The following is a 16,417-nucleotide window of genomic DNA, read 5'->3' on the forward strand; positions in this document are numbered from 1 at the left end:
ATACCCTATGGGCACAACTGTTGGTTGTGGCCGACGGCTCTGCAGTTGTTTGATCTCCCGTTGTGGTGCTCGCTTTGATGCTTCCGATCGCGGATCGGTTGTGCGGGTGAGTGGCGAGGGGCGTCGGGCATGAGGAGCGGGCACCGGCTGGGACATCTGCGCGGACATCGGCTGGGGCGGCGATTCGGGTGGCTCTGGGGAGCGTACGGGACCAGCGCGCTCGGCACGTGGCTGGCCTTCGGCGCGTTCCCGCTGATCGCCATACGGGCGCTGCACGCCGGACCGGTCGAGGTCGCCGTGCTTTCCTCCGTGGGGTCTGCGGTGGGCGCGGCCGCGGCGGTGCCGCTCGGCCCGTGGGTGGAGTTCCGCCGCAAGCGGCCGGTGCTGATCGCGATGGATCTGGTGCGCTTCGCGGCGCTGCTGACGATCCCCATCGCGTTCGCACTCGGCGTGCTCACCTTCCTTCAGGTCTTGCTGGTCTCGGTCGTCGTCGCGGCGGCCGACATCACCTTCCGTGCCGCCTCCGGCGCGTACCTGAAGACGCTGCTGCCGGCCGAGGACCTGCTCGTCGCCAACGCCCGATTCGAGTCCACGGCCTGGGCGACCACGATCATCGGACCGCCGCTGGGCGGCGCCGCTATCGGGCTCCTCGGTCCGGTGGCGACGGTGGTGGCCGACGCGGTCAGCTACCTGCTCTCGGCCCTGGGCATCCGCGCGACGGGCGGGCACGAGCTTCGGCCCGAACACCGGGAGGCCGCGCGCATGCGGGCCGGGGACCTGCTCGACGGCTGGCGGTACGTCCTCGCCGACGCGACGCTGCGCCCGCTGTTCTTCAACACCGCCCTGTTTAACGGCCTGGTGATGGCCGCCCAGCCGTTGCTGGCCGTCCTGATGCTCGGCCGACTCGGGTTCACACCGTGGCAGTACGGCCTCGCCTTCGCCGCGCCCTCGATCGGCGGGCTGCTCGGTTCACGGCTGGCCCGACCGCTCGTCACCCGGTACGGGCAGCACCAGGTCCTGGTCGTGGTCGGGACGCTGCGCGCGCTCTGGCCCATCGGCCTGGCCTTCCTGGGGCAGGGCACCGCCGGGCTGCTGCTGGTGATGGCAGTCGAGCTCGGGCTCATCTTCTGCTGCGGGGTCTTCAACCCCGTCTACACCACCTACCGCCTCGAACGCACCGCGACCGACCGGGTCACCCGCACACTGACCGCCTGGGCGGTGACGACCAAGGCCTCGACCGCCCTCCTGACGGCCGTCTGGGGCGTGCTGGGCAGCCTGCTCGGCCCGCGTACAGCCATTGGCCTGGCCGGCGTGCTCCTGCTGGCGACCCCGCTGCTGCTTCCCTGCCGCGCGGCAGCACATCTCTCCGAGCCGGAGCCGGCACCGAACCGCACCTGACGGGCCGCCAGGGCCGTCACCGCGACCGGGCTGCGCAGCCCTTCTTCGGAGCGGTCCCCCTCCGCGTACAACTCGAAGGTGAGCGCGACGGTCTCTGCCGTGGCCGGTGGGGGGCACGGCGCGGCCCGTCGTGGCTCACGTGCCCAATGTGCTTCAACAGCCCCCAGATACTTGTGAGGCACGTACGGCGCAAGGCCCCCTGTCTCACATACCTGAAGCCTTCTGCCCAGACAACACCAGCTCCTTCACGGTCTGCGCAGGCTCGGGGTACCGGCGAGGCGGGATCTCAGGACGCCGGCAGGAACAGCCGCCAGTTCACCGCGGCCGAGGCCCGCTCACCGGAACCAGCAGACACGCCACTCACAAATGAAGATGACCAAGCCCTACCTAGCTAGCTAGCGACCCGATCCGGCGGGTGGGTCGGCGAACACGCCGTGGCGCATGCCGGTGGCCTGGCCGACCTCGATGAGGTAGCCGTCGGGGTCACGCATGTAGCAGCGCAGCTCGGCCTTCCGGTCGAGAGGCTCCGTGAGGAACTCCGCGCCCTTGGCCACGGCGTCGGCGTAGAAGGCGCCGATGTCGGCGACACGGACGTTCAGGAAGCTGGAAACGGTGTCGCTGCTCTCCGGCGTTGCCAGGGTCACGCCGGGCTTGTCCGGGGTGGGTCCGCCTCCTGGGTTCATGATGATCCAGCTGTTGGCCACTTTGACAATGGCCGGGTTCTCCTTCAGCACGACCTCACCGCCGAGGATCTCGGCGTAGAAGCGACTCGATCTCGCGACGTCGCGCACGGTCAGGAAGTGGGTGAGAACAAGCCCTTGCTCAGGTGCGGGCAGATCGCCAGGAGTCGTCATCGTCATAACCCTCTCGTGCGGGTGCAGAGGCCAGGCCGCGCCCCGGGCCCACTTCTCGTGCCCGGACCGCCTCAGCCAGGGTTCCCGCTTGATCCGGGAATAAGCGGCTTGATACCGGTATAGGAGGCCGGCGTGACACCCAGGGTCGCCGTTTACCCAGGTCAGGAGTGCGTCTCGCCGGTGCCCGACAGCGCCGGCGGCCGTGCAGCCGTTCGAGTTGCCCATGCGGCGTGTGGAGGAGAGCCTGCTTAGGAGGGAATCCGTCCCCGGCAGCGGCCAAGAGCGTCCCTGCCCCCGGGAGGTTGTGCAGCCAATCGGCCCTTCCCACTGGCCGAACCTGCCTCCCTCCCGAACACCGATGACGCCGATCCGGAAGGCACAACGGTGACAGAGCAGACAACGCACACGCACGGAGCCTGGCCACAGCTCCGGGTGGCCGACTGGGCCGGCACAAGAGACACCCTGCACATGTGGACCCAGATCGTCGGCAAAGTGCGCCTGGCGCACGCACCGCTGATAAACCACTGGTGGCAGGTCACGCTGTACGTCAGTCCACGCGGGCTGACCACTTCCGCCATCCCGTACGGGTCCGGAACCTTCGATATCGAGTTCGACTTCATCGACCACCAGCTGTGCATCCGTACCAGCGATGGTGCCGTCCGCAGAGTGGCCCTGGAGCCCAAGCCAGTGGCCCGGTTCTACGTCGAGACGATGCGCGCCCTGGACGAGGTGGGAATCGAGGCGCGGATCCAGGCCCACCCGAACGAAGTGGAACCGGCGATCCCGTTCGCCGAGGATCACCGCCATGCCTCTTACGACAGCACAGCAGCCCGCCTCTTCTGGCATCAACTACTGCAAGCCCATCGCGTCATGGACGTTTTCCGCTCACGCTTCACTGGCAAAGTCAGCCCGGTGCACTACTTCTGGGGAGCCATGGACCTGGCATGCACGAGGTTCTCCGGCCGCCCCGCCCCACAGCACCCGGGCGGCGCACCCAACTGCGGTGACTGGGTGATGGTGGAAGGCTATTCCCGCGAGCTGAGCAGCTGCGGCTTCTGGCCCGGCGGCGGAGAGGAAGGAGCCTTCTACGCCTATGCCTACCCGGAGCCCGATGGCTTCGCCGAATACCCTGTCACTCCGGGTGATGCCTTCTACAGCAGAGAAAACGGCCAGTTCCTCCTGCCGTACGAGGTCGTTCGCACCGCCAGTGACCCGGACGCCACGCTCATCGCATTCCTTCAGACCACCTACGAGGCGGCAGCCGAACGTGGCGGGTGGGACCGCGCCATGCTCGAGTGCGACCCCCATCGTTTGCAGGGCTTCCAATGACGGCGACTCGCTCGGTGGGCTCCTTGTCGCGGTTGGTCATTGACGCTGACACCCGGCTGATCGTCGTGGTCCGAAGAGGGTGAGGGCCGTGTCAGGGACGGCACGGCCTGTCTGCCCCTGTTCAGCGGCGGCGCTGCACATCCAGGCAGCCGATTTCCACGGAAGCGCCGAACGCACCCCAGAACACAGAAGAACAGGCCGCGAGCCGCACATGACACGCTGCAGCTCGACACAGCCGGACGTCCTGGCGGCGCCGCCCTCCCGGTAACGGCTCAGGCTGCCTTCAACGGGTGTGGCCCGCGCGGCGGAGCACAGGGCGCAGGACCTCGATGACACTGGGGTCGTCCACCGTGGAGGGGATGGGTTCGTCGCGGCCGTCGGCGATACCGCGCATCGTCTTGCGCAGGATCTTTCCCGAGCGGGTCTTGGGCAGGGCGGCGACGACTGTGACGTCCTTGAGGGAGGCGATGGCGCCGATACGCTCGCGTACGAGCTGGACGAGTTCGGCCTCGACCACGCTCGGGTCGCGGCCGGTGCCGGCTTTCAGGACGACGAAGCCACGCGGTACCTGTCCCTTGAGGGCGTCGGCGACGCCGATGACGGCGCATTCCGCGACGTCGGGGTGGGCGGCCAGGGCCTCTTCCATGCTGCCGGTGGACAGGCGGTGTCCGGCGACGTTGATGACGTCGTCGGTGCGGCCCATGACGAAGACATAGCCGTCGTCGTCGATGTGTCCGCTGTCGCCGGTGAGGTAGTAGCCGTGGTATGCGGAAAGGTAGGAGGCGATGTAGCGGTCGTCGTCGTTCCAGAGGGTGGGGAGCGCGCCGGGTGGCAGGGGGAGCTTCACGACGATCGCACCGTCGACGTCTGCGGGCACCGGCTCGCCCGAGGGGCCGAGGACGCGGACGTCCCACCCCGGCAGCGGGCGCGTGGGGGAGCCGGGCTTGAGAGGGGCGAGTTCGATGCCGGCCGGGTTGGCGACGATGGGCCAGCCGGTCTCGGTCTGCCACCAGTGGTCGATCACCGGGACGCCCAGGAGAGCGCTTGCCCAGTGATAGGTCTCGGGGTCGAGGCGCTCGCCGGCGAGGAAGAGGTAGCGCAGGTGGGAGAGGTCGTAGTCCGCGGTGAGCGTTCCTTTCGGGTCCTCCTTGCGGATGGCGCGGAAGGCGGTGGGCGCGGTGAACATGGTCTTGACGCGGTACTCGGCGGCGACGCGCCAGAACTGGCCGGCGTCCGGGGTGCCGACCGGCTTGCCTTCGTACAGGACGGTCGTGGCGCCGACCAGCAAGGGTGCGTAGACGATGTACGAGTGCCCGACGACCCAGCCGACGTCTGAACCGGTGAACATCGTCTCGCCTGGGCCGACGTCGTACACGGCGCCCATCGACCACTGCAGGGCTACCGCGTAGCTGCCGCAGTCACGCACGACTCCCTTGGGTTTTCCGGTCGTTCCCGACGTGTAGAGGATGTACAGGGGGTCGTTCGCGGGGACGGGAAGGCAATCGGCCGACGGTGCGGCGGCGACCAGGTCGGCCCAGTCGAGATCGTCGGTGCCCAACTCGGCCCGGTCTTGTGGGCGTTGCAGGATCACATTCTTTTCCGGTTTGTGGTCCGCGAGTTCGATGGCCCGGTCGAGGAGTGGCTTGTACGCGATGACACGCTTGCCCTCGATGCCGCAGGAGGCGGAGACGACCACCTTGGGGGCGGCGTCGTCGATGCGGACGGCGAGTTCGTGCGGGGCGAATCCGCCGAAGACGACCGAGTGGACCGCGCCGATCCGTGCGCAGGCCAGCATCGCGATGGCCGCCTCGGGGACCATCGGCATGTAGATCACGACCCGGTCGCCGTGCCCCACGCCGAGTTGCACGAGTGCTCCGGCGAAGGCTGCCACCTCATCCCTCAACTGCGCGTAGGTGTAGGTGCGCCGGGTGCCGGTCACGGGTGAGTCGTAGACGAGCGCGGGCTGTTCGCCCCGGCCGGCTTCGACGTGCCGGTCGAGGGCGTTGAAACAGACGTTGAGCCGCCCGTCGGGAAACCAGCGGTAGAAGGGCGCGCTCGAGGAGTCCAGGGCGCGTTGCGGAGTGACCTCCCAGTCGATTCCCTCTGCCGCCTTCAGCCAGAAGGCCTCCGGGTCTTCGGTGCTGGCGCGGAAGACATCCTCGTACGCTCCCATGGAGCTCTCCTTCGTCGCATCGAGTGTGCCGCATCGAGGGTCGGGACTGCTGCGACGGCGTACGTCGTGGCCGTCTTCGATGAGCCTACTCACATGTTGATCACGAGTCCGGCGAGGCCGTGCCCCGCTTCCTTCGACCCGCCTTCGCAGCCGGCTGCTGTGCCCGCTGCGCAAGCTTGTCGCCCCAGAGCCGCTGCCGACGGCTCAGCTCACGCAGCTGCATACCGTCCGGATCACGGTGCATCTGCCGCAGCGCCTGGCCCAGATGAAGCAGCGACTCGATCGCGTCGGGCTGCTCGCGCACCGGGTGGTTGCCGGCCCAGGCCGACAGACCGGGACGTCGCAGCCTGCGGATCGCGTCAGCCAGGGCACGGTCGCCGGCCTTGCGGGCAGGATTCGGCCGCTGATCATCGGGCCGTGTCGAAATGATCAGCATCATCGTTGCACCGCGGGATCCGCACGGCCTCTGAATTCATCAGGGCAGACCCGCGACCGCCGGGCCTGCATGGTTGCGAGCGTGAGCGGGCCGCGCTTGTTCGACTGTCGCCCTCGCGTGACCTGCTGAGTTGGGCAGTTTCGCGGTCGGGGTGAGGGGTTGTTGCCGGTCTCGGTGGTCGCCACCGTTATTTCATCAGCATGGAATTCCCGTTTCCTCCTGGCCAGCCTGGAGTCCGTCCGTTGCCAAGATGCCGGATCCCTGCCGATGGAAGAAGAGACCGTATGTCCTCGTCAAGCTCTGCCACTGGTTCCCCGCCGACGGTGCGTCACAATCTGGTGTTGGTCGTCACGTGCCTTGGCCTGGGCACCGTGGTCGCCGCGATGGCGTCGCTCAACGTGGCGCTGCCCGACCTCGCGCGGGACACCCACGCCACCCAGACGGACCTGTCGTGGATCGTGGACGCCTACAGCCTCGTCTTCGCTTCTTTGCTGCTGCCTGCCGGGGCTCTGGGCGACCGGTTCGGTCGCCGCCGGGCCCTGCTGGTGGGTCTCGCCATCTTCGGGGGAGCTTCGGCGGCCGCCGTCTTCACGACGGATCCGTCCGCGCTGATCGCCGTGCGGGGACTCCTGGGCGTGGGTGCCGCGCTGGTCATGCCCGCTACGCTGTCGACGATCACCGGTACGTTTCCGCGTGCCCAGCGGGCACGGGCGGTCAGCGTGTGGGCCACGGTGGCAGGCGCCGCCGGACTGCTCGGGATCCTCGCCACGGGCGCGCTGCTCGAACAGTGGTCGTGGCGCTCCGTGTTCCTGCTGAATGTCGCGCTGGCCCTCGTGGCCTTCATGGGCACGCTGTGGCAGGTGCCGGAGTCGGCGGAGCCCGAGCAGCCGCGGCTGGATGTCACCGGCGCCATCCTGGCCGTGGTCGGCCTGGTCGCTCTCGTCTACTCGGTGATCGAAGCCCCGACGCGCGGCTGGGACGATCCGGCCACGCTGGGTGGGATCGGCCTGGGGCTGATCGTGCTCGTGGGGTTCGTGCTCTTCGAGTTGCGCAGGCAGCAGCCGCTGCTGGACCCGCGCCTGTTCAAGAACCGTCACTTCGCCGCGGGATCGCTGTCGATCATGCTGCAGTTCTTCGTGTTCTTCGGCTTCATTTTCGTGATGATGCAGTACCTGCAGCTCGTCCGGCGCGACAGTGCGCTGATGGCTGCTGTGACCATGCTTCCAATGGCATTGGCCATGGGCTCGTTCTCCAGGCTGACGCCGCGTCTGGTGACGCGATTCGGTCTCCGTGGACCGTGGACGGTCGGACTGGTGGCTGTGGCCGTCGCGATGGGCATCCTCTCCCGGGTGGACGCCGCGAGCTCGTACTGGCTGATCGCCGCAGGGCTGGTGCCACTCGGCGCCGGAATGGGCCTGGCCATGACGCCGGCAACCGCAGCGATCACCGATGCCCTTCCCCGCTCACTGCAAAGTGTCGGGTCGGCCATGAACGACCTGTCGCGCGAACTCGGCGGCGCCCTCGGCATCGCCATCCTCGGCAGCCTGCTGAGCGCTTCCTATCGCAGCCATCTTCACCTCGCCCACCTGCCGGCACCCGTCTCCGAGGCCGCCCATTCCTCACTGGCGGCTGCCCACGCGATCGGCGGGCCCGTGGCTGAGCAGGCCCGCAGCGCCTTCCTCGACGGCATGCAGTTCGCCCTGCTCGGCGGCGCCGCAGCCGCAGCCCTCGCCGCTGTCGCCGTCGCTGTCCTGCTGCGCTCACCCCAGCGGGCGTCGAACGCCACCGCGCCCACCGTGACCACGCACGAATCCGCAGACCACGTTCACGCCTGAGCGAACCTCGATACGGAGGCCGATGCCGCCTGGCATCGGCCTCCTGCGGTGTCCGGCACCCGTGGCGTCATCACCGGTCGGCGGGACCACACCGCCCACCGGCGCCGCCGATCAGGGTGTGCGGCGACTCTCCGGCCGGGAAGCAGCAGGCGACCTGCGCACGGGCATTCCGAGCGCCTGGCGCAGTTGAGGGCTCAGCAGTCGGACCACATCGTCGCTGCTCATGGAGGCCATCGGTTCCAGCCGCAGCAAGTAACGCGTGGTGATCAAACCCGCCAGCACAGCAGTGAACGAAGCCGCGCGCTGCCTGCCTGTCCGTCCCCCGACGCGTTCCGCGATCCGATCAACGATCTCCCGCTCCAGCGCTTCGTGGACGAGGGCAGCGACAGCGGCGTCCTGTGCAGTACTCCTGAGCAGCGTCAGCAGAGCCGGGCCGGATTCCGGGGCATCCCACACAGCGATGACCTGCCGCAGCACCCGCTCGGGAAGCGTGCCAGGGTCCCCTTCGTTCAGAAGCCGCGCCAGCACCTCCGCGGGATTGGCACGCAGCGCCAGAGCCGCACCGAAAAGACCCTTCTTGGACCCGAAGTAGTAGCTGAGCAACGCCAGATCAACGTCGGCCTCGGCCGCAATCGATCGCAACGTCACAGCGTGATAGCCGTCCTCGAGGAAGCGCCGACGCGCCACGGCAAGGATGACGGCACGCGTATCGGGCTTACCCGGCCGGCGTCCACGCTGCGACTCTTTATTCGTCACAGTTGAAATACTAGTCAGCCCGGCCATGGCCCTCGGCGGACCCTTGCCTCCGGTACGTCAGCCGATCCGGAACGAGGACCATGGCGGGGTCTGTCAGTTGTGCCCGCGCCCGCCGCCCAGACGTTCCAGCACAGCACGCGCCATGGCTTCCTCGCCCTTGGCATTCGGGTGTGCGGGAGCCGCAGGGGAGGTTGGCCGCAGGGGCTCGATCCAGCGGTCCGCGGGCGCCTTGCACATGTCGTGACCGAGGGTGGGCCCGTATGTGTCGACGTACTCGGCCCGGTTCAGCTGCGCCACCAGGCGGAGCATCAGATTGAGGCGTTTGCCGGTGTCGCGCAGGTAGGGGAAGTCCTGGGCTGCGAAGGGCACCGCGGGGGCGCAGCCGCTGCCGTCGTCCGGCAAAAGATCCGGATAGCCGACCACGAGCACGCGCGCGTGCGGTGCCCTGCCGTGCACGGCCCGGAGCACACTGGCGACCTTCGGCGCCGTTTCCAGGACGTCGAGGCTCAACTCGTCGATCCCGGAGGAGAGGTAGTGGCGTTGGCAGGGGTTTCCCGTCGGATCGGTGGCATAGAGCTGGGCACACGTGCCGATGATGGAGCTGAAACCGATGTCGTTGCCGCCGATCTGAACGGTCACCAGGTCGGTGTCGCGCCCCAGGGCGTCCAGCTGCGGGCCGTTCGTGCCCTGCGGCTTCCACATGTTCTCCGTGGTGGCTCCACTGCAGCTCACGTCCTTGAAAGCAGTCGTTCTTCGCTCTGCCGCGACCAGCGAGGGATAATTGTGGTCGGAGCGGGCGCAGTTCGCGTCCACCTGCTGCGGGATCCCCGGCCCCGAGGTGTAGGAGTCGCCGAGGGACACGTAACGCGAACCGCGGCCGTGCCCAGCGCCGTCCGCCGCGGCGGGTGTCGCGGAAACGACGGACGCGACGATCAGCGCACAGCTGCCGACCGCCGCACCGATGGAGGTCGCTCGTCGGCGCCTGGTCGCCGTGGTGCCGGGATGCGTAGGCTGCTTCATCGAGGTCCTCCCCCTCAGTCCGTGGCGGCTTACGGGGCCGGAGCCAGGTCCGGTCCGACCGCGCAAGCCTGACTGGGCTTGTATACCGGCCAGTTGGTTCTTGCGACCAGAGGTAGGAAGCCGTCGTCTCCCGCTCGTCCGGGTTCCGCCCGGCCCTCACCCCGGCCGGCTGACCCTCATGGCGCCGGCTGCGGCCCGGCTGGCGCGATGGGCAGGAACTCCCGCACCAACGGTTCGTGCGCACCGTCGCGGGAGACGAGGGGGTGGCCAACAAGGCCATACGGAGACCGTCCCCGTCGTCCCGGTCGGCGGTCAGGTCATCTGTGAAGTACTGGCCGCCAGTGGTGTCGTGCACGTACTTCACGTACACGCCGACACTCAGGCGTCCAGCCCTCCGCGCCTGACAAGCTGGCTCGCGATCACATGGCGCTGTATCTCGTTGGTGCCCTCGCCGACGATCATCAACGGGGCGTTGCGGAAGTAGCGTTCGACGTCGAACTCGGTGGAGTGGACGTAACCGCCATGAATGCGGACGGCGTTGAGGGCGAGCTGCATGGCTGTCTCCGAAGCGAACAGCTTCGCCGTACCCGCCTCCATGTCCACGCGGCGCCCCGCCTCTGCCTCTCGGGCCGCGTAGAGCGTCAGCTGGCGGGCGGCGGTGAGTCCTCGTCGGCCGGTGCCGGAACAAACCGCTCTGACCTTGGAGATCGTCGAGCGCACCGACGGCATGGCAGGGTTCGTGGTGTTCCCGAAGCGCTGGGGAGCGCACGTTCACGTGGGTGATGAACTCCCGTCGTCCGGCCCGTGATTACGAAACTCTGCCCGCTTCCAGCGAGGCGATGATCCGGTGGTCGATGGCCACGCGGATGGGCCGGCGTCCGGCGCGGCCACGGGTCGCCGGCCGGCGCTGAACATCACCGACGCTCCTGTCGGAGCCACCCGCGTTCTGCCAGGCGCCGGGCCTTCGAGCGGGCCCCCTCGACCTTCGCCGGCGTCGCCTTCGGGCCCAACTCCACCGCGATCTCCTTGGCGTTGAGTGGTTCCTTGCCCGCTGGCCACGTCGAAGAGGTGAGACGGGCCTCGAAGGCCCCGGAGATCGATGGGTTCTCCGGGGACGACCGCTCGGTACAGGCAGAAAGTGGCTGCATGGCCTGCCGTGCGAACACCTCTGACCGTTGCGTGTCCTGCGCCGACGGCCGGCCGGGGCCAGGAATGGATGGACCGTGGACGCCCGGCCCGCCGTCACGCCTTTGAAAGTCAGGGCAGCACGACGATCTTGCGTCCTTGGCCGGCTGCGAACTGGTCGAGTGCTTGCGGGTACTCCGTCAGCGGCAGTCGGTGGCTGATGAACGCCTGCGGATCGAGCACCCCGGTGGCGAACACTTCCGCCGCGCGTTCGTAGCTGTGCAGCACTGCCATGGAGCCGGTGATGGTGATTTCGTGGTTGTAGATGCGGTACGGCGAGATGGTGGCAGTCGTCGCGTAGTCGGAGACCCCGAACTGCAGAAAGGTCCCGGCCTTGGCGACCCGGTCCAGGCCGTCCTGGATGGCAGCGGCGTTGCCGGTCGCGTCGACGACCACGTCCCAGCCGGTGGGCCGCCCCAACTCGTCGGCCGAGAGCGCGGCTTGGGAGCAGCCCAGTTCCTCGGCCGTCGTCAGCCGTTCCGGGTTGATGTCGACGACGTCCACCGAGGCAGCACCGGTGCGCTTGGCGAGCTCGAGCATCATCAGGCCCATGGTGCCGCTGCCGTAGATCAGTACGTGGGCGCCGAGTCTGCTGTTGAGGACGTCGTAGCCGCGTACGGCGCAGGACAGTGGTTCGATCAGGGCCGCGTCCTGGAGGTCCACGTGGTCCGGCAGGCGTACGCAGTTGGCGACGGGTGCCACGGCGTATTCGGCGGCGCCACCCGCCACAGTCACGCCGATCGCCTGCCACCGGTCGCAGAGGTTGTTGCGTCCCACTCGGCAGTAGCGGCACTCGTTGCAGTAGAGCGAGGGGTCCACGGCGACCCGGTCGCCGATGGCGAGTTCGGTGACCTCACCGCCGAGGCCCACGACCTCGCCGGCGAACTCGTGGCCCGGCACGACCGGCAGGGTCGGTGCGAACTCACCCTGGAGGATGTGCAGATCGGTCCCGCACAGCCCGCAGGCCGCCACGTCGACCACGACCTCGCGCGGCCCGGGAGAGGGGTCGGGCACCGTGGTAACGGTTACCTTGCCGGGGGCTTCGATGACAGCGGCTTTCACTTGACTGCTCCTAGGGACAGGCCGCGGACCAGTTTGTCCTGGGCGGCGAACCCGGCGATGAGGACGGGCAGGGAGACCAACGTTGCGGCGGCGCAGAGCCGGGCGAGGAAGAGGCCCTCGCTGGTGATGAAGCCGACGAGGAAGACCGGCGCGGTCGACGCCTGCGTCGCGGTGAGGTTCACGGCGAACATGAACTCGTTCCAGCTGAAGATGAAGCAGATCAGCGAGGTGGCCGCGAGTCCCGGCATGGCGACCGGTGCGACGATGCGCAGCAGCACGGTGGGCAGTGCGGCGCCGTCGACCTCGGCTGCCTCCAGGATCTCCTTGGGTACCTCGGCGAGGAAGGAGCGCATCATCCACACCGCGATCGGGAGGTTCATGGCGGTGTAGAGGACGATCAGCGTCCACACGTTGTCCAGCATCCCGATGTCCTTGACGATCAGGTATACCGGCAGCAGGGCCGCGATGGCCGGCAGGAACTTGGTGGACAGGAAGAAGAACATCACGTCGGTCCACTTCCGGACCGGCTTGATGGACAGTGCATAGGCCGTCGGCACGGCCAGGGCGAGCACCAGCAGCGTCGAAATGACGCTGGCCATGGCCGAGTTGAGGAGGAACGGAGTGATGTCCCGGCTGAACAGCAGTTTGTACTGGTCGAAGGTGAGCGGCGCCAGCAGGCTGGGCGGGTTGGTCGCCGCGTCCGCCTCCTGGTGGAAGGAGGTGAGGACCATCCACGCGACCGGTGCGAAGAACGCCAGGGTGGCGAGCCAGGCGACGAAGGTCCACAGAGGTGACAGCCGGGGCGTGCCGCTGTGGTCGTCGTTGCGGCGGAGGAGCTTCTTCAATCGCGTGCCGGGCGCGGCGACTGCTGCGTGAGCGGTCATCGGGATACCTCCTCGCGGAACAGCGACGCGATGGTGCGCAGCGCGAAGGTCGCGATCACGATCGAGCCGAGTACGACGACCACGCCGGCGGCGGCGGCCTGGCCGTACTCGTACTTGCGGAACATGGTCAGGTAGATCTCGTAGGGCAGATTCGTGGTCTGGGAGCCGGGGCCGCCCTGGGTGATGGTGTAGACGGCGTCGAAGGTCTGCACGACGTAGATCGTGCCGAGCAGGATGCCCAGTTCGATGTACTGGCGCAGGTGGGGCAGGGTGATGTGGCGGAAGGTCGCCATGGCCGACGCGCCGTCGACCTTCGCCGCCTCCAGGACGTCACCGGGCTGCGCCTGCAGACCGGCCAGGAGGATCAGCATCATGAACGGCGTCCACTGCCACACCAGCGACACCACGACGGCGGGCATGGGATAGGAGGACACCCAGTCGATGGTGGGGCCGTTGTCCGCGCCGAAGAGCCGGTATACGGCGTTGAGGGTGCCGTTGAGCAGGCCGTAGTCGGGGTTGTAGAGGGCGTGCTTCCACAGCAGCGCCGCCGCGACCGGCATGACGAGGAACGGTGCGATGAGCAGGGTGCGCGCCAGGCCGCGACCGACGAACCGGCGGTCGAGCAGCATCGCCAGACCGAGGCCCAGCACCACGCTGATGAGCACCACGGATGCGGTGAGGACGATGGTGTTGAGGACCGCGTTGCGCAGCCGCTCGTCGGTGAAGACGAACTCGAAGTTGGACAGGCCAACGAAGTGCCGGTCGCCCGGCTTGAGGATGTTCCACTGGAAGGTGGAGATCACGAGCGTGGCCACGAAGGGCAGTTGAGTGACGGCGATGGTGAAGACGAGCGCCGGCAGCAGCGGGATGCGGCGCTTCCATCTGCTGACGCCGGTGGACGTGCGCGGTCGGCTGGGCGGTGGTGCTGTCTTGGGGGGAGCGGTGAGCGTGGTCATGGATGGTTCCTCTGCCGGTGACGGCGGGGGTGCGGAAGCGGTGCCCGGCCGGCGCCGGGGCCGGCCGGGCGTGACGGTCACTGGTAGTTCTTCGCGACGTCCTCGGCGAGCTTCTGGCCGTCGTTGAGGGCCTTGTCCACGCTGGTCTTGCCGGCGATGGCGGCGGAGATCTCCTGGGTGACCTTGGTTCCCAGGTCCTGGAACTCGGGGATGGCCACGTACTGGATGCCCACGGTCGGCCTGGGCTGGACGCCCGGGTTGGCCGGGTCGGCCTGCTCGATGGACTTCAGGGTGAGGTCACCGAACGCTCCAGCGGCCTTCTGATACCGCGGAATCTCGTACGTGCTGGCCCGCTTGCCGGCCGGAACGCGCGCCCAGCCGAGCTTCTCACCGACCAGCTTCTCGTACTTCTTGCTGGAGGCCCACAGCATGAACTTCGAGGCGGCGTCGGCGTTCTTGGTGGTCTTGGGCATGGCCCACGCCCAACTCCACAGCCAGCCACTGCTCTTGGTCTCGACGGTGGGTGCGTAGGCGTAGCCCACATGCCCGGCGATCTTGCTGGAGCTGGGGTCCTCCAGAGACCCGGCCGCGCTGGTCGCGTCGTACCACATCGCGACCTTCTTCTGGCTCATGGCGTTCAGGCACTCCGTGAAGCCGGCCTGCGCCGCTCCCGCCTCCCCGTGCTTCTTGACCAGGTCGACGTAGAAGTTCGTCGCCTTCTTGAACGCCGGGCTGTTGACCTGGGCCTTCCAGTCCTTGGTGAACCAGGTGCCGCCGAAGGTGTTGACCATCGACGTCAGCGGCGCCCCGAGTTCGCCCCAGCCGGCCAGACCGCGCAGGCAGATGCCCCGCATGCCGGGCTCGGCGCCGTCGACCTTGGCCGCGATGTCGGAGATCTGCTGCCAGGTCGGGTGCGCGGGCACCGTGATGCCCTTCGCCTTCATGACGTCTTTGTTGTACATGAGGAAGGACGACTCGCCGTAGAACGGCAGGGCGTAGAGCTTGCCGTCGGAGCCGGACAGGGACGTGACCATCGGCTTGAGCAGATCACCCTTGTCGAAGCTCGTGTCCTTGCCGGCGTAGGAGCCGAGCTCGTGCAGCCAACCGTTCTTGGTCCAGATCGGTACCTCGTAGGCGCCGATGGTGGCGACGTCGTACTGGCCGGCCTGGGTGGCGATGTCCTGGGTGACCTTGTCGCGCAGCTCGTTCTCGGGAAGGACCGTGAAGTTCACCTTGATGCCCGTGTCCTTCGTGAACGTGCTCTTCGTCAGCTTCGCGATGTCCTCCATCTGCGGATTGCCGACCATCAGCACATTGACGGACTTGCCGCCGCCACCAGAGCTTGAGGAGCCGCCCGCCCCGCTACAGGCGACCAGCAGCGAGCCCGCGGCCGTGGCCGTGGTGAGGACATGGATCATTCTTCGTGTGCGCATGACTGACTCCAAGGAGATGTTTCGAGGGAGTGGGGAACCAAGCCCCAGGACCTGCGGGGGTTGCGAGATGGAAATGAACTGCGCTCAGACCCGGATGACCTCGGGACCCAGCTGGGAGTAGCGGTGCGCTTCGGAGGCGGGCAGCCCGGTGTCGGTGACGATCGCGTCGAACTCTGTGACGTCCGCGAAGCGGCAGAAGCTCACGGCGCCGAACTTCGTATGGACCCCGGAGAAGACCCGGCGTCTGGCGGCCTTGAGGACCTGTGCCTTGACCTCGCTGACCGCGGGATCGGGGGTGGTGAGTCCGTGCTCACGGGAGATGCCGTTCGCGCCGACGTACGCCAGGTCGATGACGAAGCCGGACAGCATGCGGGTCGCCCAGTGGTCGACCGTGGCCAGGGTCCCGCCGCGCACCCGGCCGCCGAGGAGCAGCACGGTGATGTTCTCGGCGGAAGCCAGGTCCCCGGCGGTGGCCAGCGAGGAGGTGACCGCAGTCAGTGGCCGGTCGCGGGGGAGCGCGGCGGCGATGAGTTGCGGGGTGTAGCCCTCGTCGATGAAGACGGTCTCGGCATCCCCGAGCAGTTCGGCCGCAGCGACCGCGATTCGGGATTTCTCGGGGACGTGCATGGTGGTACGGAAGGCGAGCGTGGTCTCGAAGCCCGCGCTCTCCACAGGATGGGCACCGCCGTGGATACGCCGGACCAGCCCGTGCCTCTCCAATAGGTTCAGATCGCGCCTCACGGTTTCCTTGGAGACCCCGAGGTCGGCAGCGAGCTTTCCGACGTCCACGGATCCGGAACGGCGTGCCGTTTCCACAATTCCGCGTCTTCGTTCATCGGCATCCACGGCGACACCTCCATTTCACGGCTCTGCGCGTTGCGCCCGCGCTGGTTGTTTCCCGGAGCCCGGCCCGTTCGGACTTCGGTGGCCAAATTTCTACAAGGGGATTGCCCATACTGACCAGGTTCGTCGTAGAGCAGTTCACGACCGAATGTGCCCGTTTCCTGGAGTGCGGAGGCCCTGGACGATGCCCTGGAGGGCTCCGCAGCGCGGAGGACTGTTGCCCGCTCGGCGACTGACATGTGCCCGTTCACTG

At 67.9% G+C, this 16,417-nt stretch carries 13 protein-coding genes and 1 pseudogene; 3 read left to right on the plus strand and 11 right to left on the minus strand.

The features are described 5' to 3' along the window. Positions 1-129 precede the first annotated feature (129 nt). Entirely contained in the window at positions 130-1,398 is a 1,269-nt protein-coding gene (locus OG390_RS49045; protein ID WP_406177208.1) for an MFS transporter, read from the plus strand. A 395-nt stretch (positions 1,399-1,793) separates the two neighbouring features. Here OG390_RS49045 and OG390_RS49050 read toward each other — a convergent pair whose 3' ends face one another. Beyond that, positions 1,794-2,252, minus strand: a complete 459-nt coding sequence (locus OG390_RS49050) for a VOC family protein (RefSeq protein ID WP_406177210.1) — start codon at positions 2,250-2,252, stop codon at positions 1,794-1,796. A 384-nt stretch (positions 2,253-2,636) separates the two neighbouring features. Here OG390_RS49050 and OG390_RS49055 point away from each other — a divergent pair, with 384 nt between their 5' ends. Beyond that, positions 2,637-3,581 carry a DUF5996 family protein gene (locus OG390_RS49055; protein WP_406177212.1) on the plus strand — a complete coding sequence of 315 codons (945 nt, stop codon included), beginning with the start codon at positions 2,637-2,639 and terminating at the stop codon, positions 3,579-3,581. Positions 3,582-3,864: 283 nt separating this feature from the next. Here the strand turns inward: OG390_RS49055 and OG390_RS49060 are convergent, their stop codons facing one another. Beyond that, positions 3,865-5,754 carry a propionyl-CoA synthetase gene (locus OG390_RS49060; RefSeq protein WP_406177213.1) on the minus strand — a complete coding sequence of 630 codons (1,890 nt, stop codon included), beginning with the start codon at positions 5,752-5,754 and terminating at the stop codon, positions 3,865-3,867. A gap of 100 nt (positions 5,755-5,854) precedes the next feature. Next, positions 5,855-6,193 carry a hypothetical protein gene (locus tag OG390_RS49065; RefSeq protein WP_406177214.1) on the minus strand — a complete coding sequence of 113 codons (339 nt, stop codon included), beginning with the start codon at positions 6,191-6,193 and terminating at the stop codon, positions 5,855-5,857. Positions 6,194-6,531: 338 nt separating this feature from the next. Between OG390_RS49065 and OG390_RS49070 the strand changes: the two genes are divergently transcribed. Beyond that, positions 6,532-8,025: an MFS transporter gene (locus OG390_RS49070; protein ID WP_406177216.1), complete on the plus strand. Its 1,494-nt coding sequence runs from the start codon at positions 6,532-6,534 to the stop codon at positions 8,023-8,025. Between the two features lie 111 nt (positions 8,026-8,136). On the opposite strand, the gene OG390_RS49075 is transcribed toward OG390_RS49070, so the two are convergent. The 8 genes and pseudogenes from OG390_RS49075 to OG390_RS49110 all read right to left on the minus strand — a co-directional run bounded on the left by OG390_RS49075 (position 8,137) and on the right by OG390_RS49110 (position 16,167). After that, positions 8,137-8,808, minus strand: a complete 672-nt coding sequence (locus tag OG390_RS49075) for a TetR family transcriptional regulator (RefSeq protein WP_406177217.1) — start codon at positions 8,806-8,808, stop codon at positions 8,137-8,139. A gap of 66 nt (positions 8,809-8,874) precedes the next feature. Beyond that, positions 8,875-9,801 carry an SGNH/GDSL hydrolase family protein gene (locus OG390_RS49080; RefSeq protein WP_406177218.1) on the minus strand — a complete coding sequence of 309 codons (927 nt, stop codon included), beginning with the start codon at positions 9,799-9,801 and terminating at the stop codon, positions 8,875-8,877. A 378-nt stretch (positions 9,802-10,179) separates the two neighbouring features. Further along, positions 10,180-10,464 (minus strand): annotated as a pseudogene (locus tag OG390_RS49085) (acyl-CoA dehydrogenase family protein); the annotation flags it as partial. Positions 10,465-11,058: 594 nt separating this feature from the next. Further along, complete coding sequence (locus OG390_RS49090) at positions 11,059-12,048, minus strand: zinc-dependent alcohol dehydrogenase family protein (RefSeq protein WP_406177220.1); 990 nt, start codon at positions 12,046-12,048, stop codon at positions 11,059-11,061. Further along, entirely contained in the window at positions 12,045-12,932 is an 888-nt protein-coding gene (locus OG390_RS49095; protein ID WP_406177222.1) for a carbohydrate ABC transporter permease, read from the minus strand. The genes OG390_RS49090 and OG390_RS49095 overlap by 4 nt, the downstream gene beginning before the upstream one ends. Further along, positions 12,929-13,888 (minus strand): carbohydrate ABC transporter permease, encoded by a 960-nt coding sequence (locus tag OG390_RS49100; protein ID WP_406177224.1) that lies wholly within the window; start codon positions 13,886-13,888, stop codon positions 12,929-12,931. Before OG390_RS49100 ends, OG390_RS49095 begins: the two co-directional genes overlap by 4 nt. Before the next feature lie 77 nt (positions 13,889-13,965). Further along, entirely contained in the window at positions 13,966-15,321 is a 1,356-nt protein-coding gene (locus OG390_RS49105; protein WP_406177226.1) for an ABC transporter substrate-binding protein, read from the minus strand. A gap of 84 nt (positions 15,322-15,405) precedes the next feature. Continuing rightward, positions 15,406-16,167: a DeoR/GlpR family DNA-binding transcription regulator gene (locus OG390_RS49110; RefSeq protein ID WP_406177228.1), complete on the minus strand. Its 762-nt coding sequence runs from the start codon at positions 16,165-16,167 to the stop codon at positions 15,406-15,408. Between the last annotated feature and the right edge of the window lie 250 nt (positions 16,168-16,417).

The organism is Streptomyces sp. NBC_00996, assembly GCF_045162675.1.
Lineage (GTDB): Bacteria > Actinomycetota > Actinomycetes > Streptomycetales > Streptomycetaceae > Streptomyces.